Raw genomic sequence first — 25807 nt, forward strand, 5'->3', positions numbered from 1 at the left:
CTGCTATCAATTCGAGAGGCGCGGCAGCACCAGATCCTTGAGATCGGTGAGCTTGCCATGAAAAAAGTGCCCGCATTCTGCCACTTTCAGCAGCTCATGGGGGCGATTCAAGGCGGCGGACCAGTCGTAGACGGTCTGCGGATCGACCACTTCGTCGGTTTCCGGCTGGATCAGGGTCAGTGGGCAGCCCTGTGGCAACACATCGGTATCCCGCAGGCGCATCACTGCCGCGGCGACCATGAACAGGTGCGCGAGTTTTTCGCCCTTGGCTTCCAGACGCCCGCCAAGGCTGGCGGCGACATAACCGCCAAAGGAAAAACCGAGCAGGGTCAGCGGCAAACCGGGATGTTTTTCCCGCAGCCAGGTGGCGGCCGCTTCGGCATCGTCCACTTCGCCGGTGCTCATATCGTGGCTGCCGGCGCTCGCGCCGACGCCACGATAGTTGAAACGCAAAGTGATCAAACCGGCATCGCGGGCGGTGCGTTGCAGGGTCGATACGACTTTATTGAGCATGGTCCCGCCCTGCACCGGGTTAGGGTGGCAGATCAGCGCCAGGCCACGTGGCTCGGGGTGATCCAGGTACAAGGCTTCCAATTGGCCTACCGGGCCATCGATCAAAACAGGGGTTTCACGCATGAGCAAGAGATGAACTCCGTGACCTCTCAAAGGGTCGACTCGTCTAGCTAAAAGTCTGTGCATGGCATCATTGCGAGGTTAATCGCGGTATACAGCGCAGGTTTGAGCCGTTAACGTAAAGCAAAGCCGTTTATAGAGGAAGGACTCGTGGAACACTCGCTCTTAGTTTGGTTGTTGCCGACTCTTGCCCTGGTTGCCGGTGTCGCCATTGGATTCCTGGTCGCTCGCCTGCTGCCGAATGCCGCGCCTAACCGCACGCAGCGTCAGCTGGATGACATTCAGGAACGTTTTGACAGTTATCAGAACGAGGTGGTTACCCACTTCAACAGCACCGCAAATCTGGTCAAGAAACTCACCCAGAGCTATCAGGAAGTACAGGATCACCTCGCGGACGGCGCCAACCGCCTCGCCCTCGACGACATCACCCGCCAGCGTCTGCTGGCCGCGCTGCATTCCGATGCCCCGCAAACCCCACGGGAGCGCCTGACCCCGCCACGGGAAAACCAGGAGCCACCACGGGACTACGCGCCAAAAACGCCGAACGCCCCAGGCATGCTGGATGAGCATTACGGCTTGAAGAAGTAAGTTTTCTTCAAGCACTAAAAAGCCCGGCTGATCGATGATCAGCCGGGCTTTTTGTTGGCTTCATTTTACAGAACAATGGAGACCCAATGTGGGAGCGGGCTTGCTCGCGAATGCGGCGTGTCAGTGACGGATGTGTTGACTGATCCAGCGCATTCGCGAGCAAGCCCGCTCCCACAGTTTTTGACCGGGTGCAGCCTCAAGCCGGTTGTTGTTCCTGCAACAACCCACCCTCAATCCGCACATGCCGCCCATGGAAGCGCTTGAGGCTGCTGCGATGGCCCACGCTGACGATGCTCAACCCCGGCAATTCATCGATCAACGCCTGGTACAACGTCGCCTCATCCTCTTCATCCATGGCCGAGGTCGCTTCGTCCATGTACAGCCACTGCGGCGCAAACAATAGCGCGCGGGCAAACGCCAAACGCTGCTGCTCACCCGGCGAAAGCATGCGCTGCCAGTGTTTGGCTTCGTCCAGGCGCGCCACCAGATGGGGCAAGCGGCAGGTCTGCAGCACCTGTGCATAACGTTGCGCCGGGTAAGCGCTGTCGTCCTGTGGATAACTCAGCACGGCTTTCAAGGTGCCAATCGGCAGATAAGGCTTTTGCGGCAGGAACAGATAACGCGCCGCCGGCAGGCGAATGCTGCCGTGCCCCGCCGGCCACAAATGCCCCATCGCACGCAGCAAGGTACTTTTGCCGCTGCCGGAACGCCCGCTGAGCATCACACGCTGGCCGGGCTCGACATTCATGTCGGCATCGCTCAGCAGGTGGCGGCCATCGGCCAGGTCCATCCGCAGCCCTTGCACCACCAGGCGCTCGCCTTCCGAACGCACATCGATCGCCGGCGGGCGCTGCTCGTTGTCACTCATGGCCTGTTGAAAGCTCAGCAGACGATCACTGGTGGCACGCCACGACGCCAGGTCCGAGTACGCGTTGATAAACCAGCTGAAGTTCTCTTGCACGTTGCCGAACGCCGAGTTGATTTGCATCAGCTCGCCCAACTCGATCTTGCCGGCGAAGTAACGCGGCGCGGCGACGATAAACGGGAAGATGATCGCGATCTGGCTGTAGCCGGCAGTGAAAAACGTCAGGCGCTTGGACACTTTCATGATGTCCCAGAAGTTTTGCCAGACCTTGCTGAAACGTGCGCTCAAGCGCTGTTTTTCATTCGGCTCGCCGTTATACAGCGCGATGCTCTCAGCGTTCTCACGCACCCGCACCATGGAGAAACGCAAGTCCGCTTCAAAGCGTTGTTGTTGGTTGTTCAAGCCGATCAAGCGACGGCCGATCAGGTGGGTCAGCCAACTGCCCACGGCGGCGTACAACAACGCGCACCAGAACATGTAGCCGGGGATGGTGATGCCAAACACGTCGATACTGCCCGACACGCCCCACAGGATGATCGAGAACGACACCAGGCTGACCACATTGCGCAACAACCCCAGGCCCAGGCTCAAGGAACTGGAGGTGAAGTTGTTGAGGTCTTCGGAAATCCGCTGGTCCGGGTTATCGGTGTAACCGCCCTGCTCCAGCTGGTAATAGTTCTTGTCGGCAAGCCAGCGGGCGAAGTGTTTTTCGGTAAGCCAGGCCCGCCAGCGGATGGTCAGCATCTGGGTCAGGTACAGGCGGTACACCGCCCCCAGGATCGCCACGGCGGCAATCGCGCAGAAATAGCCGATCAACTGCCAGAACGCGGCGGTGTCCTTGTGTTCAAGGGCGTTGTAGAAATCCTTGTACCAGTGGTTGATCCACACCGAAATCGCCACGCTGAACAGCGACAAGCCAATCACCGCCGCCAGCAGCAGCCACGCCTTGCCCTTCTCTTCACTGCGCCAATACGGCGTGATCATCGCCCAGGTTCGGCGCAGGAATTGCCCACGCACCGCGTCATTGACCGCGCAATACTCAGCGTTCTGATTCATCGTTCAGGCTCTGTAAGAAAATGTAACAGACGTTTGAACCGATCATAGACGATCGGTTCAGGGCTCCGTGCGGCCTGAAGCGGGTTGTTCAGACTTCGTTCAGCGGCGTACCGGACGCTTTTGCAGTTTGCGCTGCAAGGTCCGACGGTGCATGCCCAGGGCGCGGGCAGTGGCGGAGATGTTGCCTTCGTGCTCGGTCAACACCCGCTGGATGTGTTCCCACTGCAAGCGGTCCACCGACATCGGGTTTTCCGGCACCAGGGTGTCGAGGTCGGCATGCTCGGAAAGCAAGGCGGCCAGCACGTCGTCGGCGTCCGCCGGTTTGCACAGGTAGTTGCACGCGCCGCGCTTGATTGCCTCGACGGCGGTGGCAATGCTGGAGTAGCCGGTGAGGATCACCACGCGCATTTCCGGGTCAAGCTCCAGCAGCTTGGGCAACAGCACCAGGCCGGAATCGCCGTCCATTTTCAGGTCGAGCGCGGCGTAGTCCGGCAGGTCGGCCTGGGCGATGGTCAGGCCTTCTTCGGCGGAACCGGCGGTGCTCACGCGAAAGCCGCGACGGCTCATGGCGCGTGCCATCACGCGGGTAAAGGTGGCGTCGTCATCTACCAGCAACAGGTGCGGCAGTTCTTCGCCTTCGACTTGGATCTCGTCACTCATCGATATCTCCTCGTGCGACACGGGGCAGGCGCAGCTCGGTGAGCGTGCCACCTTCCTCATGACTATAGAGCTTCACTGAGCCGCCCGCGCGGGTCACGCTGGCCTTGCTCAAAAACAGGCCGAGGCCGAAGCCTTTGCCCTTGGTGGTAAAGAATGGTTTGCCGATCTGCTCGGCAATGGCCAACGGCACGCCCGCGCCGTGGTCACGAATATTGATGGTCACGTGTTCCGCATCCCAGTCCAGCTGCACGCCCAGGCCTTCGGGGCAGGCGTCGGCGGCATTGTTCAACAGGTTGAGCAACGCCTGGGTCAGGTCGGGCGGCGGCGCCATGCGCGGGACGGTGCCTTGCCCAAGCAGGTGGAAGCGGTAACTGGCTTCGGGGCGCATCAGGTGCCAGCGGTTCAAGGCTTCGTCGAGCCACTGGGTCACGTCCTGCATCTCCACCGCCAGGCGGCGATTGGCTTCGGCGGCGCGCACCAGTTGCTGCAAGGTCTGCTTGCATTGCTTGACCTGCTCCTGCAACACCCCGAGGTCTTCCTGCAGGGCCGGGTCGTGGTGGTCTTGAATGATTTCCTTGAGCAGTACGCTCATGGTCGCCAGCGGCGTACCCAACTCATGCGCCGCACCGGCGGCCTGGGTGGCCACGGCCAGCAGTTGCTGATCGCGCAGGCCTTCTTCCCGCCGAATGGCGCGCAGCTGTTCCTGGCGGCGCAACTCTTCGGCCATGCGCGCAGCGAAAAAGGTGATGACCGCGGCGGACAGGGCAAAACTCAACCACATCCCGTAGATCTGCAGGTTTTCCCGGGCAATGGGAAAGGTCTGCAGCGGATAGAAGCGCGCCAGCAACAAGGTGTAGAGGGTCAGGGCGATGCCCGACAGCACCACCGAATAGCGCCACGGCAACGTCACGGCGGCGATGGTCAACGGCACCAGGTAATACGAAACGAACGGATTGGTGGAACCGCCGGAGAAATACAGCAACACACTGTGGATAAACAGGTCGCAAGCCAATTGCAGCGCATATTCCAACTCGGTCACCGGCCACGTGGTGCGCAGGCGGATCGCGGTAAACACGCACAGCACGGTGGAAAAACCCAGGGTCACACCCAGTTGCAGCCACGGCAGTGGCAACAGGTCGAACCAATAGGCAAGCCCAACGGAGCCGGCCTGTGCGGCCAGGACCAGCGTGCGGATGAACGTCAGGCGCCAGAGGTTCTGGCGAGTGGCGGAAGTCAGTTTTACGGCGGCGAGCATGAGCTCTCCCGGTGAGCGCTGCAGGCGGATCGGCAGGAGTATAAACGATGCCGGCCGGCTGGCACGGCGCGTGTGGCTCTTTGCCGCAGGGCGGGCGAATGACCGTTCGTCGGCCCCACACAACTTGTAGCGAATGTGTAAACCCGAAGAACCCGATGCCACCGTCTACAGTCCTATCGAACACGACTATCCCAAGGAGCTCTCATGTCTCGTTTCACTCGCAGCGCAGCCGTCATCACCCTCAGCGTCGGCACCCTGGTCAGCGTGCCTGCATTGGCCGCCGACGCACTGAACTACAACCAGATTTCCCTGCGCGCCGAGGTCAGCCAGGAAGTTGCCCGCGACAAGATGATCGTGACCCTCTACACCGAATCCCAGAACAGCGACCCGGCCAAGCTCGCCGCTGAAATCACCACCACCATGAACAAGGCTCTGGGCCAGGCGCGAGCAGTCAAAGGCGTGACCCTGCGCCAGGGCAGCCGCAACAGCTACCCGATCTACGACAACAAGAACCAGAAGATCACCGGCTGGCGCGAGCGTGCCGAACTGCGCCTGGAAAGCGCGGACTTCCCGGCACTGTCCAAGCTCACCGGCGAACTGCTCAACACGCTGAAAATGGACAGCATGGATTTCGCCATCGCCGATGCCACGCGCAAGGCCAGCGAAGATTCATTGCTCAAGGACGCCGTCGCCGCCTTCAAGGCCCGTGCGCAACTGGCCACCGACGCGTTGGGTGGCAAGGGCTACAAGATCGTCAACCTGAACTTCAACACCAACGGCTATCCGCAGCCCTACGCACGCGGTGAAATGATGATGAAAGCGGCCGCGATGGACTCGGCGCCAACACCGGAGGTGGAAGCTGGCACCAGCAAGGTCGGCATGATTGCCGACGGGGTGATTGAAGTCTTGCAATAACTTCACGAACAGGCGGTAAAAACGGCGCATTCCTCACAGGTTTGCGCCTTTTTCTTGGGCGTCGTCATATGCCGCAGCATGTTCTCTGGAATCCCCGACAGGATTTTCCCGACACAGAGAGTGCCGCAGCGACAGGGAGTGCTGCGTAGGCATATTGTCTACCTCACGAGAACCCAGCTCATGTCTATCTCCGCAATTTACACCGCGCCTCTCCAACAACATTCCACCCATTTACCCACGCCCTCCCCCGTAGCGCCGGTGCCACAGGCCGGCGCCGATACAACGGCGTCGCCCCACGAGACCGCTCTGCTCAACGCATACATTGCGGCGGTGCAACGCAAGGTGCTGCACAACGATGCCGGCCTGGTCAAAGTGCCGCCCCAGAGCACGCTGGGCCAATGGCTGGAGCTGTATCGGGCCCAAGTGGAACACCCAGTCGTACAAGGCTGGATGCGCGATCAGAAGATCGATCCCTCTGCCGTGCTTTCAATCGACCCCTTCAAGGGCACGCTGACCGTCGGGGTCGACGCAAAGGCCAAAACCTTTTCTCTCTCGGACACATCCGGCTGGGGCCAGGTCTCTGGCCCGTTGCTGGCCGCCGCAAAAGTGATCGCCCCCGAAAACAAAGGCGCCCTGCGCGTGCGGTTCGGTGATGGCTACACGCAGGTCAGCGCCAAAGTGGTGGCGAACTTCCAGGGCATTCCCCTTCCTGCAAGCCGTTCCCAGGCCAGTGACCAAATCAGGCATCTGGAGCAGCAAAAAGCCTTCGACCCTATCCCGGCGGACGACCCAGCACGCCCGGCCAGTCACCGCTCAGCGGACGCCCTGGCAGTGCACAAAAAAAATGCAGCCACGTTCTACAGCAGCGCGCCTCAAGCGTTGGAGTACAAGCATCTGGCGGTCGATGTTGCCACTAACCTGCCTGACACACGGGCAGAAGCCAAGAAGTGGGCGGAGGCACTCATTTTCAAGTTGACCGGCAAACATGTCGACGCGGACACCCTCTATTTCAATCGCTTCGACAACTACAACACCCCGCTGAAGGGAGCCACCGCCTCGGGCGCCGAACATATCAACGATGAGCCAAAATCGTCGTTGCGCCTGCCCGATGCGCTGCTGAAAAACTTCTCCGAACATGACGCAATTCCAGGTGAACTGGATACCCACGCCGGCATTTACACGGTTGGATACGGTGCAGGTGCGACAGGTGGATACGGCGCCCATAACGAATTCCCCTTGGCCCCGTCCAAACTCATGCACGAAAGCTGGAAAACCGACTTCCAAGTCCAGATGGACGAGAAAATCGACAAGTTCTGGAGCACGCATACCGACAACTACGCGGCAGCCATCAAAGGAGAGTTCACCTACCAGGCCCGCAAGCAATTGAAGGCGGCCGAGGCCAAGCCCGCGGCGGAACAAGCGGTGCAGGCTCCCGAGCATCGATTTACGCGTGACGACTACCGCTTGGTCATGGGCGCCGTGTCCAACCTGCCACTCGATGAAAACGCGCCGCTGAGCGTTGAGCAGCTCAAGGCCAAGGCGCCGGTCAACGGCGTCGTGAAGGCGTACGCCCTCGACATCCACGGGATTACCTCCAGCGATATTGTGCGATTCAGTGCGGACGACGGGGGCCGGCAAGTCCTCTACATACCGGGAGCCGTGCCGGCGTTCCTGAGGTTTGATTCGCTCGACAAGTTGAACGAGTGGGTCACAAACCAAGCCGCTGACCCTCAAAAACGCGAGGCCTTGGCCGCTCATTTCCCGCTGGCATCTCGGCAAGACCATACCCATGAACCCAGCGTGAGCGAGAGCATTCTTGATGGCTTGATCCCAGGATTCGCGCTTGTGCGTTCAGGTTGGAAAACCAAAGGTCTGGACACCCTGCTCAGCGAAATGGCAAACGCAAGCCTGAAGGGGCCAGCCGTCAATGCCAGCCATGCACAGATCGAAGGCGATGTGTTTTCCACACTGACTGCCGCCAGCAAGAAGCGTATGAGCAGCGATGCAGACATCGTGATCAAATCCAACAGCGAAGTGAGCCGCGATACCTGGCTGAACGACATTACCGCGGCCGCAGGCTTGCTGGCCAAGCTTGCCCCCATCGCGGCACCTGTAGCGGCGGCCGCGGTCATCACTAGCTTGGCTGAGGTGGCGCTGGGAACAGAAAAGGCATCGTCCGGTGACACCGAGGCGGAACGCAAGGACGGTGCGTCCAAGGCCTTCGATGGTGTGCTGAACGTGTTGTTCTCGGCCGGCGCCAGCACCGTCCCCGAAGACCCTTTTGCTCTGCCTCCCGAGAATGAAATAGTTCCGGGAGAGCCGATCTCTCCACCTGACATCAATGCCAGTGAAGAGCCACAACCGGGGCCATCCAACGGTAAGCCCGTTGTGCCCGCCCCTGAGGCGGGGCCTGCGGCCAGATCCAAATCGCTCATTCCCTTGGCTCAATACGCTGTTCCGGAAGGCGAAACGCTGATAAAGAACACCACCGCCGACGCGAAGGGGGTCTATCGAGTGAGCGACAGCGACGGGGTGCTGCATCAATACGTGCGCCTTACCGATGAAACAGGCACAAGTAAGGTATTTGAAATATCAGGTCGCTACAGGACGGGGAACTCATTCGCCAAAATCATTGATCCCAATAATGGCGCGGGTCTGATAGTGATAACACCCGGCCGCAATGGCGAGTGGGCGCGAGCTCCAGCCGATGGCGGTACATGGTGGAAACGTACAACTTCGCCAACACCCAGCCCGGAACCCAAGGCACCGCCAAAACTATCGGATCAGTTCCTTGAAGTCGATGGCACAAAAATCAAGGGCTCCGAAAAACTGGACAGCTACTTCAATCTTGATGACAACGAGTACGTTTACGGCATTGCCGTGAGCGATGACGGTGAAGTCATCCCGCAAATTTCCTGGACATCTGAAGAAAATCCAGCATTAGCCACTCCACCGCCTACCGAATACACTTCGGTGTTTGGCACCAATGAATACACAGAACAGTTCATTAAAGATCTACACCGCAGTAAGTTCACCATACAAGCCCCCGGTGGCAGCAAACTGGAAATTGATCTCGGTAAACAAATACACGAACTTGAACTGAAAAAGGGCAGAATCCTATCCACGTCCGAAATAGATGAGCTCAAACAAAAAAGTATCGAAGCGATTGAGAAGCTCATTCCTGATCCCGAGCTGAGAAAACGCATATCTGAAGTTTCCAATCAATGGGCACTTGGCGCGGCCCCGGATCAATTCAGAACGTCTCGATTCAAAGGTACCGTTTTTGGAAGCGGACGTGACCCGCACTATTACGTCAACTATGATCCGGCAAGCGATGCAACCACGGTCACGGCCAAGTCCGATTTTATAATCACCAAACTAGATGAAGAGAATGGTGAACTAGAGCCCCTTACTGATCTGAATGTAAAAGCATCCAGAACACTCACTCTGCGTAGCAGCAATGAACTGGACAGTAACGGCTATGTCTTGGACCCCTCTTCGCCGACTCGCATAGAGATTAAACCTACGCAAGATTGATAACGCTCCTCCTCTATCACCTCCTACTGAACGGCGGTAACCTCGGGGACCGCCGTTTTCGTTTGGGCAGCGAATCTATGCCTGCCATCTCAGGGGTCTCCATGGAAAGAATCACCTTCAAACCGCTCCTCCTCGCCGCCAGCCTATGGGCCTTCATGCCCATGGCCCACGCCGCCAGTACCCTGGTCTACTGCTCCGAAGCCAGCCCCGCCGGTTTCGACCCCAGCCAGTACACCAGCGGCACCGATTTCGACGCATCGGCCGAAACCGTGTTCAACCGCCTGACCCAGTTCAAGCGCGGCGGCACCGAGGTCGAACCCGGCCTGGCGACCCGCTGGGAGGTGTCCAAGGACGGCCTGACGTACACCTTCCACCTGCGCGAAGGCGTCAAGTTCCATACCACGGATTTCTTCACCCCGACCCGCGACTTCAACGCCGATGATGTGCTGTTCACCTTCAACCGCCTGCTCGATGGCGACAGCCCGTTCCGCAAGGCTTACCCATCCGAGTCGCCGTATTTCACCGACATGGGCTTGAACACTACGATCAAGAGCGTCGAAAAACTCGACGAGCACAGCGTGCGCTTCAACCTCAACAACGTCGATGCCGCGTTCGTGCAGAACCTGGCCATGAGTTTCGCCTCGGTGCAGTCCGCCGAATATGCCGCGCAATTGTTGAAACAAGGCAAGGCCGAAGACATCAACAAGAACCCCGTGGGCACCGGGCCGTTCGTGTTCAAGCGCTACCAGAAAGACTCGCAGATTCGCTACGTGGCCAATAAACAGTATTGGAAACCCGAGGACGTGAAACTCGACAACCTGGTGTTCGCCATCACCCCCGATGCCGCCTCGCGCCTGCAAAAGCTCAAGGCCGGCGAATGCCAGGTCAGCGGCTACCCACGCCCGTCCGACATCGAAGTGATGAAGCAGGACCCCAACCTGCGCGTGCTGCAACAGGCGGGTTTCAACCTGGGCTTTCTGGCCTACAACGTGACCCATCCGCCGCTGGACCAACTCAAGGTGCGCCAGGCCCTGGACATGGCCATCGACAAGCCGGCGATTATCAAAGCCGTGTACCAGAGCGCCGGGCAATTGGCGCAGAACGCCCTGCCACCGGCGCAGTGGTCTTATGACCCGAATATCAAGGACGCGCCCTACGATCCCACCAAAGCCAAGGCGCTACTAAAAGAAGCAGGCATTGCGCCAGGCACCACCATCAACCTGTGGGCCATGACGGTCCAACGCGCGTCCAACCCGAATGCGCGTATGTCGGCACAAATGATCCAACAGGATTGGGACAAGGTCGGCATCAAGGCCAACATCGTCAGCTATGAGTGGGGCGAATACATCAAGCGCGCCAAAAACGGCGAACACGACGCGATGATTTATGGCTGGACCGGCGACAACGGCGACCCGGATAACTGGCTCGGCGTGCTCTACAGTTGTGCCGCAGTGAAGGGCAGCAACTACGCCAAATGGTGTAACCCGGCCTACGACAAGCTGGTGCAGCAGGCCAAGGTCAGCAGTGACCGCGAGCAGCGCATCAAGTGGTATCAACAGGCGCAAAAAATACTTAAAGAACAAGTACCTATAACACCTATTGCGAACTCGACGGTTTTCCAACCCCTGCGCAAGGAAGTGCGCGACTTCAAGATCAGCCCGTTTGGGCTCACGCCGTTCTACGGCGTCAGTCTAGATAAGTAACAGCAACGCCCCAAGCGGGTGCGCCAGACGCCTCGCCCGGTCTTTTTTGGTGCGCCTGGCGCACCGAAAAAACCCTCGAAATGTACGAAATTATGTACAAACTTTCATATTTGCGACATTCCTGTACGTTCGTACCACTCTTTTAACCTCGTATCGGTTCTGCGTCTTGCAATGGGTATGGCCCCTGCATAAGTATCCGCAGGTCGACTCACGAGGTCGCCCTCACTACCAAAAATGACAACAAATCATGAGGCCAACATGCTTAAACACGCAGTCCTTCCGCTTTTAGTTAGCGCTGGCCTTATGGCCGCAGCCCCTTTCGCCCAAGCGGCGACTAACCTGGTGTTCTGCTCCGAAGGGAGCCCGGCCGGTTTTGACCCAGGCCAGTACACCACCGGAACAGACTTCGATGCTTCGGCAGAGACCATGTTCAACCGCCTCAGCCAGTTCGAGCGCGGCGGCACCGCCGTTGTTCCTGGCCTGGCCACCAGCTGGGACGTGTCCCCGGACGGCCTGACCTACACCTTCCACCTGCGCGAAGGCGTCAAGTTCCACACCACCCCGTACTTCAAGCCAACTCGTGAATTTTCGGCTGACGACGTACTGTTCACCTTTAATCGGATGATCAACAAAGACGATCCTTTCCGTAAGGCCTACCCCACCGAGTTCCCGTACTTCACGGACATGGGGATGGACACCAACATCAAGAACATCGAGAAAGTCGATGACCACACCGTCAAGTTCTCCCTTGGCACCGTGGATGCGGCTTTCATCCAGAACCTGGCCATGAGCTTCGCTTCGATCCAGTCCGCCGAATACGCCGCGCAGCTGTTGAAAAACGGCACGCCGCAGGACATCAACCAGAAGCCGGTCGGCACTGGCCCGTTCGTGTTCAAGAGCTACCAGAAAGACTCGAACATCCGTTACACCGGCAACAAGGACTACTGGAAACCTGAAGACGTGAAGATCGACAACCTGATCTTCGCCATCACCACCGACCCGTCGGTGCGTATCCAGAAGCTGAAGAAAAACGAATGCCAGGTCACCCTGTTCCCACGTCCGGCCGACCTCAAGGCGCTGGGCGAAGACAAGGACCTGAAACTGCCGCACCAGGCTGGCTTCAACCTGGGCTACATCGCCTACAACGTGATGCCGGTGCTCAAGGGCCAGACCGACGCCAACCCGCTGTCCGACCTGCGTGTACGCCAGGCACTGGACATGTCGGTGAACAAACAACAGATCATCGACTCCGTGTACCAGGGCGCCGGCCAACTGGCTGTCAACGCCATGCCGCCAACCCAGTGGTCCTACGACACGACGATCAAGGATGCGAAGTACGATCCTGACAAAGCCAAGGAATTGCTCAAGGAAGCCGGCGTCAAGGACGGCACCAAGATCACCCTGTGGGCCATGCCGGTCCAGCGCCCGTACAACCCGAACGCCAAGCTGATGGCCGAGATGCTGCAGAACGATTGGAAGAAAATCGGCCTGAACGTCAACATCGTCAGCTACGAGTGGGGCGAGTACATCAAGCGCTCCAAAGGCGGCGAGAACCAGGCCATGATCATTGGCTGGAGCGGCGACAATGGTGACCCGGACAACTGGCTGAACGTGCTGTTCGGCTGCGATTCGCTGTCCGGCAACAACTTCTCCAAATGGTGCGACAAGAAATTCGACGGCATCGTAAAAGAAGCCAAGGCTACGTCCGATGTCGCCAAACGCACCGAGCTGTACAAGCAGGCGCAACACATCCTCAAAGATGCTGTCCCGATGACACCTATCGCACACTCGACGGTGTATCAACCCATGCGCAACACCGTGCAGGACTTCAAGATCAGCCCGTTTGGCTTGAACTCCTTCTACGGCGTGAGCGTAAGCGGCAAGTAAAAATCAATAACGGCGACGTTTCATAACGTCGCCGTTATTGCATCCGCCATGACAGTAGGAAACAGACCACAGTCGCATTCGTTGCCGTCCTACAGCAATAAACTGCGATCCCTGTCTACGTTACCTACGAAGTCAGTCAGATTTTGCGCATTTACTGCGAAGTCCACGGCCCATAACGTCGTAGGACAGCAGAGGCTGCAATCTGATGGGCACTTGCTGCGTGGGGTCAGCCATGCATCCCGGCCGGTAAATGGCCGGGTGATTGCACGCTGACGACAACTACAAACAAGGATCGGGATCGTCATGCGCCATACCACCGTTCTATCCGCACTGTTTGCCACCAGCCTGCTGGCTGTGGCCACGATGGGCCAAGCCGCCGAGAAAAAGAGCCTGGTGTTCTGCTCTGAAGGCAGCCCCGCAGGCTTTGACACCGCGCAATACACCACCGCCACCGACAACGACGCGGCCGAGCCGCTGTACAACCGCCTGGTCGAATTTGAAAAAGGCGCGACCAACGTGGTACCGGGCCTGGCAACCAAGTGGGATATTTCCGAAGACGGTTTGACCTACACCTTCCATCTGCGTGAAGGGGTGAAATTCCACAGCAACAAGGAGTTCAAGCCGACGCGCGACTTCAACGCCGACGACGTGCTGTTCACCTTCAACCGCATGCTTGACCCCGACCAACCGTTCCGCAAGGCCTACCCCACCGAGTTTCCGTACTTCAACGGGATGAGCCTGAACAAGAACATCGCCAAGGTCGAGAAAACCGGCCCGCACACCGTGGTGATGACGCTGAACACGGTCGACGCCGCGTTTATCCAGAACATCGCCATGAGCTTCGCCGCGATCCTGTCGGCCGAATATGCCGAACAATTGCTCAAGTCCGGCAAGCCCAGCGACATCAACCAGAAGCCGATCGGCACCGGCCCCTTCGTGTTCCAGCGTTACCAGAAAGATTCGCAGATTCGCTATGTGGCCAACAAACAGTACTGGGACCCGAGCAAAGTCAAGCTCGACCAGCTGATTTTCGCCATCAACACTGACGCCTCGGTACGTGTACAAAAGCTCAAGGCCGGCGAATGCCAGGTAACCCTGCACCCACGCCCGGCCGACGTCGACGCCCTCAAGGCCGACCCGAACCTGCAATTGCTCACCAAGCCCGGCTTCAACCTCGGCTACATCGCCTATAACGTGCGCCACAAGCCGTTCGACCAGCTCGAAGTCCGCCAGGCGCTGGACATGGCGGTGAACAAGCAGAGCATCCTGAACGCCGTGTACCAGGGCGCGGGGCAACTGGCGGTCAACGCCATGCCGCCGACGCAATGGTCCTACGACGACAGCATCAAGGACGCCGCCTACAACCCGGAAAAAGCCAAGGAACTGCTCAAGGCTGCCGGCGTGAAGGAAGGCACCGAAATCACCCTGTGGGCGATGCCGGTGCAACGCCCCTACAACCCCAACGCCAAGCTGATGGCGGAAATGCTGCAGAACGATTGGGCCAAGATCGGCCTGAAAGTGAAGATCGTCAGCTACGAGTGGGGCGAATACATCAAGCGCACCAAGAACGGTGAGCACGATGTGAGCCTGATCGGCTGGACCGGCGACAACGGTGACCCGGACAACTGGCTGGGCACCCTGTACAGCTGCGACGCCATCGGCGGGAACAACTACTCCATGTGGTGTGACCCGGCGTACGACAAGCTGATCAAGCAAGCCAAGGTCGTGACCGACCGCGAACAACGGACTGTTCTGTACAAACAGGCGCAGCAACTGCTTAAAGCGCAGGTGCCGATCACGCCGGTCGCCCACTCGACGGTCAACCAGCCATTAAGCGCCAAAGTCGAAGGTTTCCAAGTGAGCCCCTTCGGCCGCAACGTGTTCTCGGGCGTCAGCATTACCCCATAAAAACATAACCGGATGATGGAGAGCCAAACTGGCTCTCCAGCAAACGTGCAGCCAATTTTCAGGAAATTTCCTACGGCAAACGTTTGCAACAGCTTGAACGAGTTACACCCAATAGCCGGTTCACCTGATAAGGCCGGCATAAAAAAGAGAACCAAAGGAGCTTCACACATGAAACTGAGCAGCAAAGCGCTTCTGGCCCTGGCCATCAGCAGCATCACGGCGACCGCCTACGCGGAACCCGCCAGCCAGGATTTCGTGCCGACCACACTGGCCGGCACCAGCGCCCAAAGCGAGGCCAAAGGCTTTATCGATGGTCAAAGCCTGGGCGGTACCACTCGCAACTGGTATGCGAACGAAATGAAGTTTCGCAACGACCGCTTCAGCTATCGCAAAGACGGCGTGAAGACGCCGATCTCGCGCCGTATCAACTGGGCCCAGGGCACCATCCTCAACTACACCTCGGGCTTCACCCAAGGCACTGTCGGGGTCAGCACTGAAGTCGCTGCCTACAACTTCATCGCCCTCGACCGCGACCGCAAAGATATCGCCGGCGGTTCCAACCGTACCCTGGCGGATTCCGGCGGCGACGCTGTAGGTCAGTGGAGCAAACTGGGCCTGGCCAACGTCAAGTTCCGTGTTTCCAACACCACCTTGACCGCCGGTCGCCAGAACTTCAGCACCGGTATCGTCGACACCATCGGCAACCGTGCGCTGCCTTCGAGCTTTGAAGGTGTGAGCTTCAACAGCGAAGAGTTCAGCAACCTGTCGTTCCAGGGCGGCATCTTCGACCGCGTTTCGCCGCGTACCGAGCAGAGCCTGTCGAAATTCCGCTCCGAATACGGCAATGGCCAGGAAACCGACAAGGTCAAGACCCTGGGCTTCAACTACCAGCCGTTCAAGAGCCTGAAAACCAGCGTGTTCGCCGCCAACGTCGAAGACTTCTGGAACCAGTACTACTTCGGCGCAACCCACGAACTGGGTGATGCTCAAACCCTGGCACTGACCACCGGCCTGAACTACTACAAGACCACCGACACCGGCAGCAAGAAGATGGGCAACATCGACAACGACACTTACTCGTTGTCCCTGGGCTTGACCCACCAGGCCCACAGCCTGACCTTCTCGTACCAGGAAGTGAACGGTGACGAGTACTTCGACTACCTGCACGAAACCAACGGCATCTACCTGGCAAACTCCCTGACTTCGGACTTCAACAGCCCGAACGAGAAGTCTTTCCAGATCGCCTATGCCATCAACATGGCCGAATACGGCGTGCCAGGCCTGAAGTTCAACGTGTACTCGGCTCGCGGCTGGGGCATCGACGGTACTCACTACAACGGCACCGCCTACGGCGAAGCCGGCGCATCGCGTAGCGACCTGCGCCTGATGGACGGCGAGAAACACCAGGAATACGGCGTTGGTACTTCCTACGCAATTCAGAGCGGCCCGCTCAAGGCCACTACGATCCGTGGCACCTACGTGACTCACCGAGCCAGCGCCCAACAAGCTGACGGCAACATCAAAGAGTTCCGCCTGGTCACCACCATCCCGTTCAACATTCTTTAAATAGCGCCAGGTAGACGGCAGGCTCAGGACGAGCCTGCCGTCTACGCTTGTCTGGTCCCACCGATTGCAGAGGGCTCTGAATGAAAATGCTCCCACTCCAAGCCGCCATGGCTGCCGCGTTGTTGAGCGTGGCCGTCGGCATTTCGGCCAAACCGCTGGTGGTCTGCACCGAAGCCAGCCCGGAAGGTTTCGACCCGGTCCTGTACACCACGGCCGTGACCGCTGACGCCGCCGCCGAAACCATGTTCAACCGCCTGGTGGACTTCAAGCCCGGCACCACCGAAGTGATCCCCGCGCTGGCCAAGGCCCTGCCCGAGATCAGCGCCGATGGCCTGACCTACACCTTTCATCTGCGTGACGACATCAAGTTCCACACCACCGACTACTTCAAACCCACGCGCAACATGAACGCCGACGACGTGCTTTGGAGCTTCCAGCGCCAGCTGGACCCGAATCATCCGTGGCATAAAAAGTCCCTCGTGGGCTACCCGTATTTCGAAAGCATGGGCTTCAAGGAACTGCTCAAGAGTGTCGAGAAGCTCGACGATCACACCGTTGTCTTCACCCTGACCCGTCCTGAAGCACCGTTTTTGGCCGACCTGGGCATGGCATTCTCTTCGATCCACTCGAAGGAATACGCCGACCAGTTGCTCAAGTCCGGCAAGACTGAAGACCTCAACGCCAAGCCTATCGGCACAGGCCCGTTCGTCTTCAACCGTTATCAGAAAGATGCCCAGGCTCGATTCAAGGCCAATCCCGACTACTTCCGAGGCAAACCGGCGGTAGACCCGCTGATCCTGGCAGTCACCACCGACAACAACGTGCGCCTGCAGAAACTCAAGGCCAACGAATGCCAGATCGCGTTGTTTCCCAAGCCGGATGACATTCCAAGCATCAAGAAAGACCCGAACCTGAAAGTCGATGAACTGGCGGCGATGACCACCAGTTACACCGCGCTGAACACCACCCACAAGTACATGAGCGACGCGCGGGTGCGTCATGCGATCAACATCGCGTTCGACAAGGCCGGCTATACCGAAGCCCTGTTCGGCAAAGGCAATGCGGTGGTAGGCACCGGCCCCTATCCGCCGACCTTGCTGGGTTTCAGCGAAAAACTGAAGAACCCGCCCCGCGATCTGGACAAGGCCCGCGCCCTGCTCAAGGAAGCCGGCGTACCGGAAGGCACCGAATTCACCCTGTTCACCCGAAACGGCGGTGGCCCGACCAACCCTAACCCGATGCTCGGCGCCCAGCGCATGCAGGCAGATCTCGCGCAGATCGGCCTGAAAGTGAATATCAAAGTTATGGAATGGGGCGAAATGCTCAAGCGTGCTAAAAACGGCGAGCACGACATGGTTTCGGCTGGCTGGGTCGGTGATAACGGCGACCCGGACAACTTCCTGACACCCAACCTGAGTTGCGACGCTGCGAAAAACGGCGAAAACTACGCACGCTGGTGTAACAAAGAATTTCAAGACTTGATCGACAAGGCCCGCGCCACCGCTGAACCCGGCCAGCGCGCTGCACTCTATGAACAAGCGCAGGACGTTTTCGAGAAGGACCAACCATGGCTTCCCATGGCTTACCCGAAACTGTTCACCGCCATGCGCAAGAACGTAGAAGGCTTCACCCAAAGCCCTCTGGGGACCAATAACTTCGCCACCACCCAGGTGAAGTAAATAAGAAAAACGCTCGGCGCCGTCGCTATTGACGGCGCCGGACCTGCCTAACCGGCTGATTGAGGTACACGACAAGATGTTTAGTTTTATTGCCCGCCGACTGGGGTTATTGATCCCCACGTTTTTCGGCATAACGTTGCTCACGTTTGCGTTGATTCGCATGATCCCTGGCGACCCCGTCGAAGTCATGATGGGCGAGCGGCGCGTCGACCCCGAGATGCACGCACAGGCAATGGAACGCCTCGGCCTTAACAAGCCGCTGTATGCGCAATACCTGGATTACGTTGGCAAGCTCGCCCAGGGCGACCTCGGCGAATCCCTGCGGACCCGCACCAGCGTGTGGACTGAATTCACCGCCCTCTTCCCGGCGACCCTGGAACTGTCCATGGCCGCCCTGCTGTTCGCCGGTATCCTGGGCCTGTTGGCCGGGGTGATCGCGGCCTTGAAGCGAGGATCGCTGTTCGACCACGGGGTGATGGGCATCTCCCTCGCGGGCTATTCGATGCCGATCTTCTGGTGGGGCCTGATCCTGATCATGTTCTTCTCGGTGAGCCTGGGCTGGACCCCGGTGTCCGGGCGGATCGACCTGCTCTACGACATCGAGCCGCGCACCGGCTTCATGCTGATCGACACCCTGCTGGCTGACGAGCCGGACGCTTTCTGGGACGCGCTGCACCACCTGATCCTGCCAGCCATCGTGCTTGGCACCATTCCGCTGGCGGTGATTGCGCGGATGACCCGTTCGTCGATGCTCGAAGTGCTGCGTGAAGACTACATCCGCACCGCCAAGGCCAAGGGCCTGTCGCCGGCGCGCGTGGTATTCGTCCACGGCTTGCGCAACGCGCTGATCCCGGTACTGACCGTGGTCGGCCTGCAAGTCGGCACGCTGCTGGCCGGTGCGGTCCTGACCGAAACCATCTTCTCGTGGCCCGGCATCGGCAAATGGCTGATCGAAGCCATTGGCGCACGGGACTACCCGGTGGTGCAAAACGGCATCCTGCTGATCGCCTGCCTGGTGATCCTGGTGAACTTCGTGGTGGACATCCTCTACGGCTTCGCCAACCCACGCATCCGTCACCAGCGCTGAGATCAAGACCATGACCACACCTACTCCCGTGTCAGCAGTCGATCAAAGCCTGCTGTATCCGTCCCCGTACAAAGAATTCTGGCAAGCCTTTTCCAAGAACAAAGGCGCGGTTGCCGGCCTGGCGTTCATGTTGCTGATCGTGTTCTGCGCGATCTTTGCCCCCTGGGTCGCGCCGCATAACCCGAGCGAGCAATACCGCGACTTCCTGCTGACCCCGCCGGCGTGGCTGGAAGGCGGGCAGATCCAGTTCCTGCTCGGCACCGACGAACTCGGCCGTGACCTGCTCTCGCGCCTGATCCAGGGCTCACGCCTGTCGTTGCTGATCGGTCTGTCGTCGGTGGTGATGTCGCTGATCCCGGGCATCCTGCTGGGCCTGTTCGCCGGGTTCTTCCCGCGCTTGCTCGGCCCGACCATCATGCGCTTGATGGACATCATGCTGGCCCTGCCGTCGCTGCTGCTGGCCGTGGCCATCGTCGCGATCCTCGGCCCTGGCCTGATCAACACCGTGATTGCCATCGCCATCGTCTCGCTGCCGTCCTATGTGCGTCTGACCCGCGCCGCGGTGATGGGCGAACTCAACCGTGACTACGTGACCGCTGCGCGCCTCGCTGGCGCCGGGCTGCCACGCCTGATGTTCATCACCGTGCTGCCCAACTGCATGGCGCCGCTGATCGTGCAGGCCACCTTGAGCTTCTCGTCGGCGATCCTGGACGCTGCGGCGCTGGGCTTCCTTGGCCTTGGCGTACAACCGCCAACCCCGGAGTGGGGCACCATGCTGGCTTCGGCCCGTGACTACATCGAACGCGCTTGGTGGGTGGTAAGCCTGCCGGGCCTGACCATTTTGCTCAGCGTGCTGGCAATCAACTTGATGGGCGACGGCCTGCGCGATGCGCTGGACCCGAAACTCAAGAACGCCGCCTGAGGAGATTCCCATGTCACTGTTAGAAATCAAGAATCTCAATGTGCGCTTCGGCGACAAGACCGCCGTGCCGGTGGTCGATGGCCTCGACATTTCCGTCGATAAAGGCGAGGTACTGGCCATCGTTGGCGAGTCGGGTTCGGGTAAATCCGTGACCATGATGGCGCTGATGGGCCTGATCGAGCACCCCGGCATCGTCACCGCCGACGCCCTGAACTTTGACGGCAAGGACATGCTCAAGCTGAGCAACCGCCAACGCCGCCAGATCGTCGGCAAAGATCTGGCGATGGTGTTCCAGGACCCGATGACCGCGCTGAACCCCAGCTACACCGTGGGTTTCCAGATCGAAGAAGTGCTGCGCCTGCACCTGAAAATGTCCGGCAAGCAAGCGCGCAAGCGTGCCATCGAGCTGTTGGAAAAGGTTGAAATCCCGGGCGCTGCCAGCCGTATGGATGCCTACCCGCACCAACTGTCCGGCGGTATGAGCCAGCGTGTGGCTATCGCCATGGCAATTGCCGGCGAGCCGAAACTGCTGATCGCGGACGAACCGACCACGGCGCTGGACGTAACGATCCAGGCACAGATCATGGAGCTGCTACTGGCCCTGCAGAAAGAGCAGAACATGGGCCTGGTGCTGATCACCCACGACCTCGCGGTGGTGGCTGAAACCGCCCAGCGCGTGTGCGTGATGTACGCCGGCCAGGCTGTAGAGGTCGGCCAAGTGCCGCAGTTGTTCGACATCCCGGCGCACCCGTACAGCGAAGCGCTGCTCAAGGCGATCCCCGAGCACAGCCTCGGTGCCACGCGCCTGGCCACGCTGCCGGGTATCGTGCCCGGTCGTTATGACCGTCCGCAGGGCTGCCTGCTGTCGCCGCGCTGCCCGTATGTGCAGGACGCCTGCCGGGCCCAGCGACCTGGGCTGGACCCGAAAACCAACAGCCTTGCGCGCTGCTTCTACCCCTTGAACCAGGAGGTGGCGTAATGGCCGTCGTTCTTACCGCCCGCGACCTTACCCGTCACTACGAAGTGTCCCGTGGCCTGTTCAAGGGCCACGCGTTGGTGCGCGCACTCAATGGCGTGTCCTTCGAGCTGGAAGCCGGCAAGACCCTCGCCGTGGTGGGCGAGTCGGGTTGCGGCAAATCCACCCTGGCCCGTGCACTCACACTGATTGAGGAACCGTCTTCAGGCTCGCTGAAAATCGCCGGCCAGGAAGTCGCCGGCGCCGACAAGGCCCAGCGCAAGCAATTGCGCAAAGACGTGCAGATGGTATTCCAGAGCCCGTACGCGTCGTTGAACCCACGGCAGAAAGTCGGCGATCAACTGGGCGAGCCGCTGCTGATCAACACCAACCTGTCCGCCGCCGAACGCCGCGAAAAAGTGCAGGCGATGATGAAGCAAGTGGGCCTGCGCCCTGAGCACTATCAGCGCTACCCGCACATGTTCTCTGGCGGCCAGCGCCAGCGCATCGCCCTGGCCCGGGCGATGATGCTGCAACCGAAGGTGTTGGTGGCGGATGAACCGACTTCCGCACTGGACGTGTCGATCCAGGCCCAGGTGCTCAACCTGTTCATGGATCTGCAGCAGGAATTCAACACCGCCTACGTGTTCATTTCCCACAACCTCGCGGTGGTGCAGCACGTTGCCGATGACGTGATGGTGATGTACCTCGGCCGCCCGGTGGAAGTCGGCCCCAAGGAAGACATCTACGCGCGCCCCTTGCACCCCTACACCCAAGCGCTGCTGTCGGCCACCCCGACCATCCACCCGGACCCGAACAAGCCGAAGATCAAGATCGTCGGCGAACTGCCCAACCCGCTGAACCCGCCGCCGGGCTGCGCGTTCCACAAGCGTTGCCCGTACGCGACCGCACGCTGCAGCAGCGAGGAGCCGCAACTACGGGCCTTGGATAACCGCCAGGTGGCCTGCCACTACGCGGAGCAATTCGTGGCGTGAGATCGCAACAAAAATGCCCTGGGCTGATTAAGCCCAGGGCATGACAGGAGTTCTACCGCCCCACCCGTCGGATTGCGCATCAGTCCGGCAGGTGGGGCTTTTTTTCGTCTCGACTCAGGTATCGCTGTCGCCTTCGCTGTCATCGTCATCCGGTGGGGCTTGTTGGTCGTCATCATCCTCGGAGCCGCCTTGGCCTTTGTCACCGGCTTCCGACTCGCTCTGGGCCAGCTGCAAGTGCTTCGCCGCCACAAACCCGGGCGCCTGGCTTTGCACCGCGGTATTGGCCCATGCGGTGGTGGTACCCAGCGTTAACAGCACCAGCACTTTCAGCAGCAGCACTAAACGTTGAAAGGTAGTCATGGTCGATTTCCGTCCAGTCAGTGAGTCACGTGCGCCAGCGTTCAACTGGCGCTGTGATTCAAGCTAGTTGCGATCCGAGGTTTACGCCAATCGCCTGTCAGGTATCGCCGTCATCGTAGGTTTCGCTGTCTTCCCCTTCGTTATAGGGGTTTTCGGCGTCTTCCTTGGGCGCGGGCTGGGCCTGGGGCTGCCAGCTGCCGGAGTTGACCTCTTGTTGCTTGCGCTTGGTGACGGGGCCGGTGTCTTTCCACTGGGGCGTTCCGGCGTCGGCCTGGGCGTGTGCGGTGGGTAGCGCCAGGCCGGCGAGCAATATCAGAGGGATGGCGTGTTTAACACTAGGCACAGGGGTCACCTTCTCAATCGTTGGGTAGAAACTAGACCCGATGTACGGTTCTCGCCAATCCCAAGCCTTGTGAAGATCAAAACTGTGGGAGCGGGCTTGCTCGCGAAGACGGTGGATCAGCCAGCATATTCTGTGAATGGCACACCGCATTCGCGAGCAAGCCCGCTCCCACACAAGCCCATTCCCACCGTTGGTTTTGTGTGGGCATGAAAAAGGGTGAAGCCATCACAGCTTCACCCTTTTTTTACCGCTCAGCCCTTAATGGTGCTCGCGCGTCGCCCTGAATTTCACATCCGGCCAGCGCTCTTCCATCAGCGCCAGGTTGACCCGGGTCGGGGCCAGGTAGGTCAGGTGCCCACCGCCGTCCACCGCGAGGTTTTCCACGGCCTTGTTGGAGAACTCTTCCAACTTCTTCTTATCGCTGCAATCGATCCAGCGCGCGGAGTACACGGTGATCGGCTCATACGAGCACTCAACCTTGTATTCCTCTTTCAAGCGGCTGGCCACTACATCGAACTGCAGCACACCGACGGCGCCAAGGATGATGTCGTTGCTGCGCTCCGGGAAGAACACCTGGGTGGCGCCCTCTTCCGCGAGCTGCTGCAGGCCCTGGCGCAGTTGCTTGGATTTGAGCGGGTCGCGCAGGCGTACGCGACGGAACAGTTCCGGGGCGAAGTGCGGGATACCGGTGAAGCCCAGCGCTTCGCCTTCGGTGAAGGTGTCGCCGATCTGGATGGTGCCGTGGTTGTGCAGGCCGATGATGTCGCCGGCGTAGGCTTCTTCGAGCTGTTCACGCTCGGAGGAGAAGAACGTCAGGGCGTCGCCGATGCGCACGTCCTTGCCGGTACGCACGTGGCGCATTTTCATGCCTTTTTCGTATTTGCCGGAGCAGATGCGCATAAAGGCGATGCGGTCGCGGTGCTTGGGGTCCATGTTCGCCTGGATCTTGAACACAAAGCCGGTGAACTTCTCTTCCACAGGCTCCACGGTGCGCTCGTTGGCCACACGGGCCAACGGCTTCGGTGCCCAGTCGACGACCGCGTCGAGTACGTGGTCGACACCGAAGTTGCCCAGGGCCGTACCGAAGAACACCGGGGTCAGCTGGCCGTCGAGGAATTCCTGCTGGTTGAACTCGTGGCAAGCGCCCTGCACCAGCTCCAACTGGTCGACAAAACGGTCGTACTCGTCACCCAGATGGGCGCGGGCTTCGTCCGAGTCGAGTTTCTCGATGATCTTGGTTTCGGTGCGCTCGTGACCGTGGCCGGCGGTGTAGACAATGATGTAGTCGTCGGCCAGGTGGTACACACCCTTGAAGTCGCGGTAGCAGCCAATCGGCCAGGTGATCGGCGCGGCCTTGATCTTCAGGACGGCTTCGATTTCATCCAACAGCTCGATCGGGTCGCGGATGTCGCGGTCGAGTTTGTTGATGAAGCTCACGATCGGCGTGTCACGCAGACGGCACACGTCCATCAGTGCGATGGTGCGCGGCTCGACGCCTTTACCGCCGTCGAGGACCATCAGCGCCGAGTCCACGGCGGTCAGGGTGCGGTAGGTGTCTTCGGAGAAGTCTTCGTGGCCCGGGGTGTCGAGCAGGTTGACCATGTGCTCGCGATACGGGAACTGCATGACCGACGTGGTAATGGAAATACCCCGTTGTTTTTCCATTTCCATCCAGTCGGAGGTGGCATGGCGGTCGGATTTGCGGGATTTCACCGTGCCGGCCACCGCGATTGCCTTGCCCATCAGCAAGAGCTTCTCGGTGATGGTGGTTTTACCGGCATCGGGGTGGGAAATAATGGCGAAAGTGCGGCGTTTCGCGACTTCGGCGGCCTGGTGGGTCATGGGAAATCGCCTGGCAGGTGAGTCAAAAAAGGGCGGCGAGTATAGCGCAAACCCCAGCCACCGGACCACCGTTCACCCGATTGGGGGTGGCTAAATGCTGCCAAGTATGGAACCTTTTAAAAGGTCGAGACGTCCACTCCCCTGCTACCGCACTCGGAACAGGGGCTGATAAATCAGCAAGTTAGCCTGACGAGGCTGCGCTCATGGCTCGGATTGATACCGCGTTGCCGGTATAGACGAGCTGCTTTTCGCGACCACATTCGCCGACAGCCAGGAATGGCATGCCACGAAGGAATGTGCTCGCCGACAGAAGAAAAAAAGGAGTCCGCCTGTGGCTATTCGCTATGGCAAAGGGCTGATAGGAGGTGCGGTTGTCGTCGCGCTCCTGGCCCTGCTGGTCCACTGGATCGGCATCAACACGATCGAACTGTACCGCGACGATTTGTTGTTTTACCTGCAAGCACACCTGATCCTCGTTCTAGTCTCCATGCTGGCCGCCCTTGTTGTGGGCATCCCCGCCGGCATCCTGCTCAGCCGACCGAACATGGTCGGGCGCGCAGAACGCTTCATGCAGATCTTCAACATCGGCAACACCGTCCCGCCCCTGGCCGTCCTGGCGATCGCCCTCGGCGTCCTCGGTATCGGCAGCGGCCCGGCGATCTTCGCGCTGTTCCTCGCCTCCCTCCTGCCCATCGTGCGCAACACCTACGAAGGCCTGAAAAACGTCCAGGGTTCCCTGAAAGAAGCTGCCACGGGCATCGGCATGACCCCGCGCCAGGTGCTGTTTCGCGTGGAGTTGCCCAACGCCGTGTCCATCATCATCGGCGGCGTGCGCGTGGCCCTGGCGATCAACGTCGGTACCGCACCGCTGGCGTTCCTGATTGGCGCCAACAGCCTGGGCAGCCTGATCTTCCCTGGCATCGCCCTGAACAATCAGCCGCAATTGCTGCTTGGCGCCGCGTGCACCGCGTTGCTGGCATTGCTGCTTGACGGTCTGGTGACCATGGCCAGCCGCCTCTGGCTGGAACGCGGTTTGCGTCCGTCTTAAGGC

At 59.7% G+C, this 25807-nt stretch carries 20 protein-coding genes; 13 read left to right on the plus strand and 7 right to left on the minus strand.

Annotated features, from left to right (window positions below; translation table 11 throughout):
• Positions 1–6: 6 nt before the first annotated feature.
• Positions 7–636, minus strand: a complete 630-nt coding sequence (locus IB241_RS06760; RefSeq protein ID WP_192297705.1) for an alpha/beta hydrolase — start codon at positions 634–636, stop codon at positions 7–9.
• Positions 637–783: 147 nt separating this feature from the next.
• Between IB241_RS06760 and IB241_RS06765 the strand changes: the two genes are divergently transcribed.
• A complete protein-coding gene (locus IB241_RS06765; RefSeq protein ID WP_032886236.1) occupies positions 784–1221 on the plus strand; it encodes a YhcB family protein in 438 nt (145 codons plus the stop codon).
• A 196-nt stretch (positions 1222–1417) separates the two neighbouring features.
• Here IB241_RS06765 and IB241_RS06770 read toward each other — a convergent pair whose 3' ends face one another.
• From IB241_RS06770 to IB241_RS06780, 3 genes are all read right to left on the minus strand, one after another.
• Entirely contained in the window at positions 1418–3142 is a 1725-nt protein-coding gene (locus IB241_RS06770) for an ABC transporter ATP-binding protein/permease (RefSeq protein ID WP_192297706.1), read from the minus strand.
• 99 nt (positions 3143–3241) lie between these two features.
• Positions 3242–3802 (minus strand): response regulator transcription factor, encoded by a 561-nt coding sequence (locus IB241_RS06775; protein WP_003171731.1) that lies wholly within the window; start codon positions 3800–3802, stop codon positions 3242–3244.
• Positions 3795–5057, minus strand: a complete 1263-nt coding sequence (locus IB241_RS06780; protein WP_192297707.1) for an ATP-binding protein — start codon at positions 5055–5057, stop codon at positions 3795–3797. The genes IB241_RS06775 and IB241_RS06780 overlap by 8 nt, the downstream gene beginning before the upstream one ends.
• Before the next feature lie 204 nt (positions 5058–5261).
• Here IB241_RS06780 and IB241_RS06785 point away from each other — a divergent pair, with 204 nt between their 5' ends.
• The 11 genes from IB241_RS06785 to IB241_RS06835 all read left to right on the plus strand — a co-directional run bounded on the left by IB241_RS06785 (position 5262) and on the right by IB241_RS06835 (position 22211).
• Entirely contained in the window at positions 5262–5972 is a 711-nt protein-coding gene (locus IB241_RS06785; protein ID WP_192297708.1) for an SIMPL domain-containing protein, read from the plus strand.
• Positions 5973–6152: 180 nt separating this feature from the next.
• Positions 6153–9509 (plus strand): dermonecrotic toxin domain-containing protein, encoded by a 3357-nt coding sequence (locus tag IB241_RS06790; protein WP_192297709.1) that lies wholly within the window; start codon positions 6153–6155, stop codon positions 9507–9509.
• 101 nt (positions 9510–9610) lie between these two features.
• Positions 9611–11212: an ABC transporter substrate-binding protein gene (locus IB241_RS06795; protein WP_192297710.1), complete on the plus strand. Its 1602-nt coding sequence runs from the start codon at positions 9611–9613 to the stop codon at positions 11210–11212.
• A gap of 258 nt (positions 11213–11470) precedes the next feature.
• Positions 11471–13099 (plus strand): ABC transporter substrate-binding protein, encoded by a 1629-nt coding sequence (locus IB241_RS06800; protein ID WP_192297711.1) that lies wholly within the window; start codon positions 11471–11473, stop codon positions 13097–13099.
• A gap of 363 nt (positions 13100–13462) precedes the next feature.
• Positions 13463–15007: an ABC transporter substrate-binding protein gene (locus IB241_RS06805; RefSeq protein WP_370694907.1), complete on the plus strand. Its 1545-nt coding sequence runs from the start codon at positions 13463–13465 to the stop codon at positions 15005–15007.
• Between the two features lie 168 nt (positions 15008–15175).
• On the plus strand, positions 15176–16573 hold the full coding sequence (locus tag IB241_RS06810; protein WP_092240692.1) for an OprD family outer membrane porin: 1398 nt from the start codon (positions 15176–15178) through the stop codon (positions 16571–16573).
• An 80-nt stretch (positions 16574–16653) separates the two neighbouring features.
• Entirely contained in the window at positions 16654–18252 is a 1599-nt protein-coding gene (locus IB241_RS06815) for an ABC transporter substrate-binding protein (protein WP_192297713.1), read from the plus strand.
• A 76-nt stretch (positions 18253–18328) separates the two neighbouring features.
• The gene (locus tag IB241_RS06820; RefSeq protein WP_003171721.1) at positions 18329–19339 is read left to right on the plus strand and encodes an ABC transporter permease subunit; all 1011 of its coding nucleotides are present in this window, start codon (positions 18329–18331) and stop codon (positions 19337–19339) included.
• Between the two features lie 10 nt (positions 19340–19349).
• The gene (locus IB241_RS06825) at positions 19350–20261 is read left to right on the plus strand and encodes an ABC transporter permease subunit (protein WP_105520930.1); all 912 of its coding nucleotides are present in this window, start codon (positions 19350–19352) and stop codon (positions 20259–20261) included.
• 10 nt (positions 20262–20271) lie between these two features.
• Positions 20272–21240, plus strand: a complete 969-nt coding sequence (locus IB241_RS06830) for an ABC transporter ATP-binding protein (protein ID WP_192297714.1) — start codon at positions 20272–20274, stop codon at positions 21238–21240.
• A complete protein-coding gene (locus IB241_RS06835) occupies positions 21240–22211 on the plus strand; it encodes a peptide ABC transporter ATP-binding protein (RefSeq protein WP_017138288.1) in 972 nt (323 codons plus the stop codon). The genes IB241_RS06830 and IB241_RS06835 overlap by 1 nt, the downstream gene beginning before the upstream one ends.
• Before the next feature lie 114 nt (positions 22212–22325).
• Here the strand turns inward: IB241_RS06835 and IB241_RS06840 are convergent, their stop codons facing one another.
• From IB241_RS06840 to IB241_RS06850, 3 genes are all read right to left on the minus strand, one after another.
• A complete protein-coding gene (locus IB241_RS06840; RefSeq protein ID WP_192297715.1) occupies positions 22326–22571 on the minus strand; it encodes a hypothetical protein in 246 nt (81 codons plus the stop codon).
• Between the two features lie 97 nt (positions 22572–22668).
• Positions 22669–22914, minus strand: coding sequence for a hypothetical protein (locus tag IB241_RS06845; RefSeq protein WP_192297716.1), 246 nt, complete (start codon positions 22912–22914; stop codon positions 22669–22671).
• A gap of 258 nt (positions 22915–23172) precedes the next feature.
• Positions 23173–24756, minus strand: coding sequence for a peptide chain release factor 3 (locus tag IB241_RS06850; protein WP_192297717.1), 1584 nt, complete (start codon positions 24754–24756; stop codon positions 23173–23175).
• A 331-nt stretch (positions 24757–25087) separates the two neighbouring features.
• Here IB241_RS06850 and IB241_RS06855 point away from each other — a divergent pair, with 331 nt between their 5' ends.
• Positions 25088–25804 carry an ABC transporter permease gene (locus IB241_RS06855; RefSeq protein ID WP_192297718.1) on the plus strand — a complete coding sequence of 239 codons (717 nt, stop codon included), beginning with the start codon at positions 25088–25090 and terminating at the stop codon, positions 25802–25804.
• Positions 25805–25807: the final 3 nt, after the last annotated feature.

The organism is Pseudomonas sp. PDM05 (assembly GCF_014851685.1).
GTDB lineage: Bacteria > Pseudomonadota > Gammaproteobacteria > Pseudomonadales > Pseudomonadaceae > Aquipseudomonas.

Coding starts and splice junctions, on each gene's coding strand:
- IB241_RS06760 (WP_192297705.1), bottom strand. CDS start 636: ATGCGTGAAACCCCTGTTTTGATCGATGGCCCGGTAGGCCAATTGGAA.
- IB241_RS06770 (WP_192297706.1), bottom strand. CDS start 3,142: ATGAATCAGAACGCTGAGTATTGCGCGGTCAATGACGCGGTGCGTGGG.
- IB241_RS06775 (WP_003171731.1), bottom strand. CDS start 3,802: ATGAGTGACGAGATCCAAGTCGAAGGCGAAGAACTGCCGCACCTGTTG.
- IB241_RS06780 (WP_192297707.1), bottom strand. CDS start 5,057: ATGCTCGCCGCCGTAAAACTGACTTCCGCCACTCGCCAGAACCTCTGG.
- IB241_RS06785 (WP_192297708.1), top strand. CDS start 5,262: ATGTCTCGTTTCACTCGCAGCGCAGCCGTCATCACCCTCAGCGTCGGC.
- IB241_RS06790 (WP_192297709.1), top strand. CDS start 6,153: ATGTCTATCTCCGCAATTTACACCGCGCCTCTCCAACAACATTCCACC.
- IB241_RS06795 (WP_192297710.1), top strand. CDS start 9,611: ATGGAAAGAATCACCTTCAAACCGCTCCTCCTCGCCGCCAGCCTATGG.
- IB241_RS06800 (WP_192297711.1), top strand. CDS start 11,471: ATGCTTAAACACGCAGTCCTTCCGCTTTTAGTTAGCGCTGGCCTTATG.
- IB241_RS06805 (WP_370694907.1), top strand. CDS start 13,463: ATGGGCCAAGCCGCCGAGAAAAAGAGCCTGGTGTTCTGCTCTGAAGGC.
- IB241_RS06810 (WP_092240692.1), top strand. CDS start 15,176: ATGAAACTGAGCAGCAAAGCGCTTCTGGCCCTGGCCATCAGCAGCATC.
- IB241_RS06815 (WP_192297713.1), top strand. CDS start 16,654: ATGAAAATGCTCCCACTCCAAGCCGCCATGGCTGCCGCGTTGTTGAGC.
- IB241_RS06820 (WP_003171721.1), top strand. CDS start 18,329: ATGTTTAGTTTTATTGCCCGCCGACTGGGGTTATTGATCCCCACGTTT.
- IB241_RS06825 (WP_105520930.1), top strand. CDS start 19,350: ATGACCACACCTACTCCCGTGTCAGCAGTCGATCAAAGCCTGCTGTAT.
- IB241_RS06830 (WP_192297714.1), top strand. CDS start 20,272: ATGTCACTGTTAGAAATCAAGAATCTCAATGTGCGCTTCGGCGACAAG.
- IB241_RS06835 (WP_017138288.1), top strand. CDS start 21,240: ATGGCCGTCGTTCTTACCGCCCGCGACCTTACCCGTCACTACGAAGTG.
- IB241_RS06840 (WP_192297715.1), bottom strand. CDS start 22,571: ATGACTACCTTTCAACGTTTAGTGCTGCTGCTGAAAGTGCTGGTGCTG.
- IB241_RS06850 (WP_192297717.1), bottom strand. CDS start 24,756: ATGACCCACCAGGCCGCCGAAGTCGCGAAACGCCGCACTTTCGCCATT.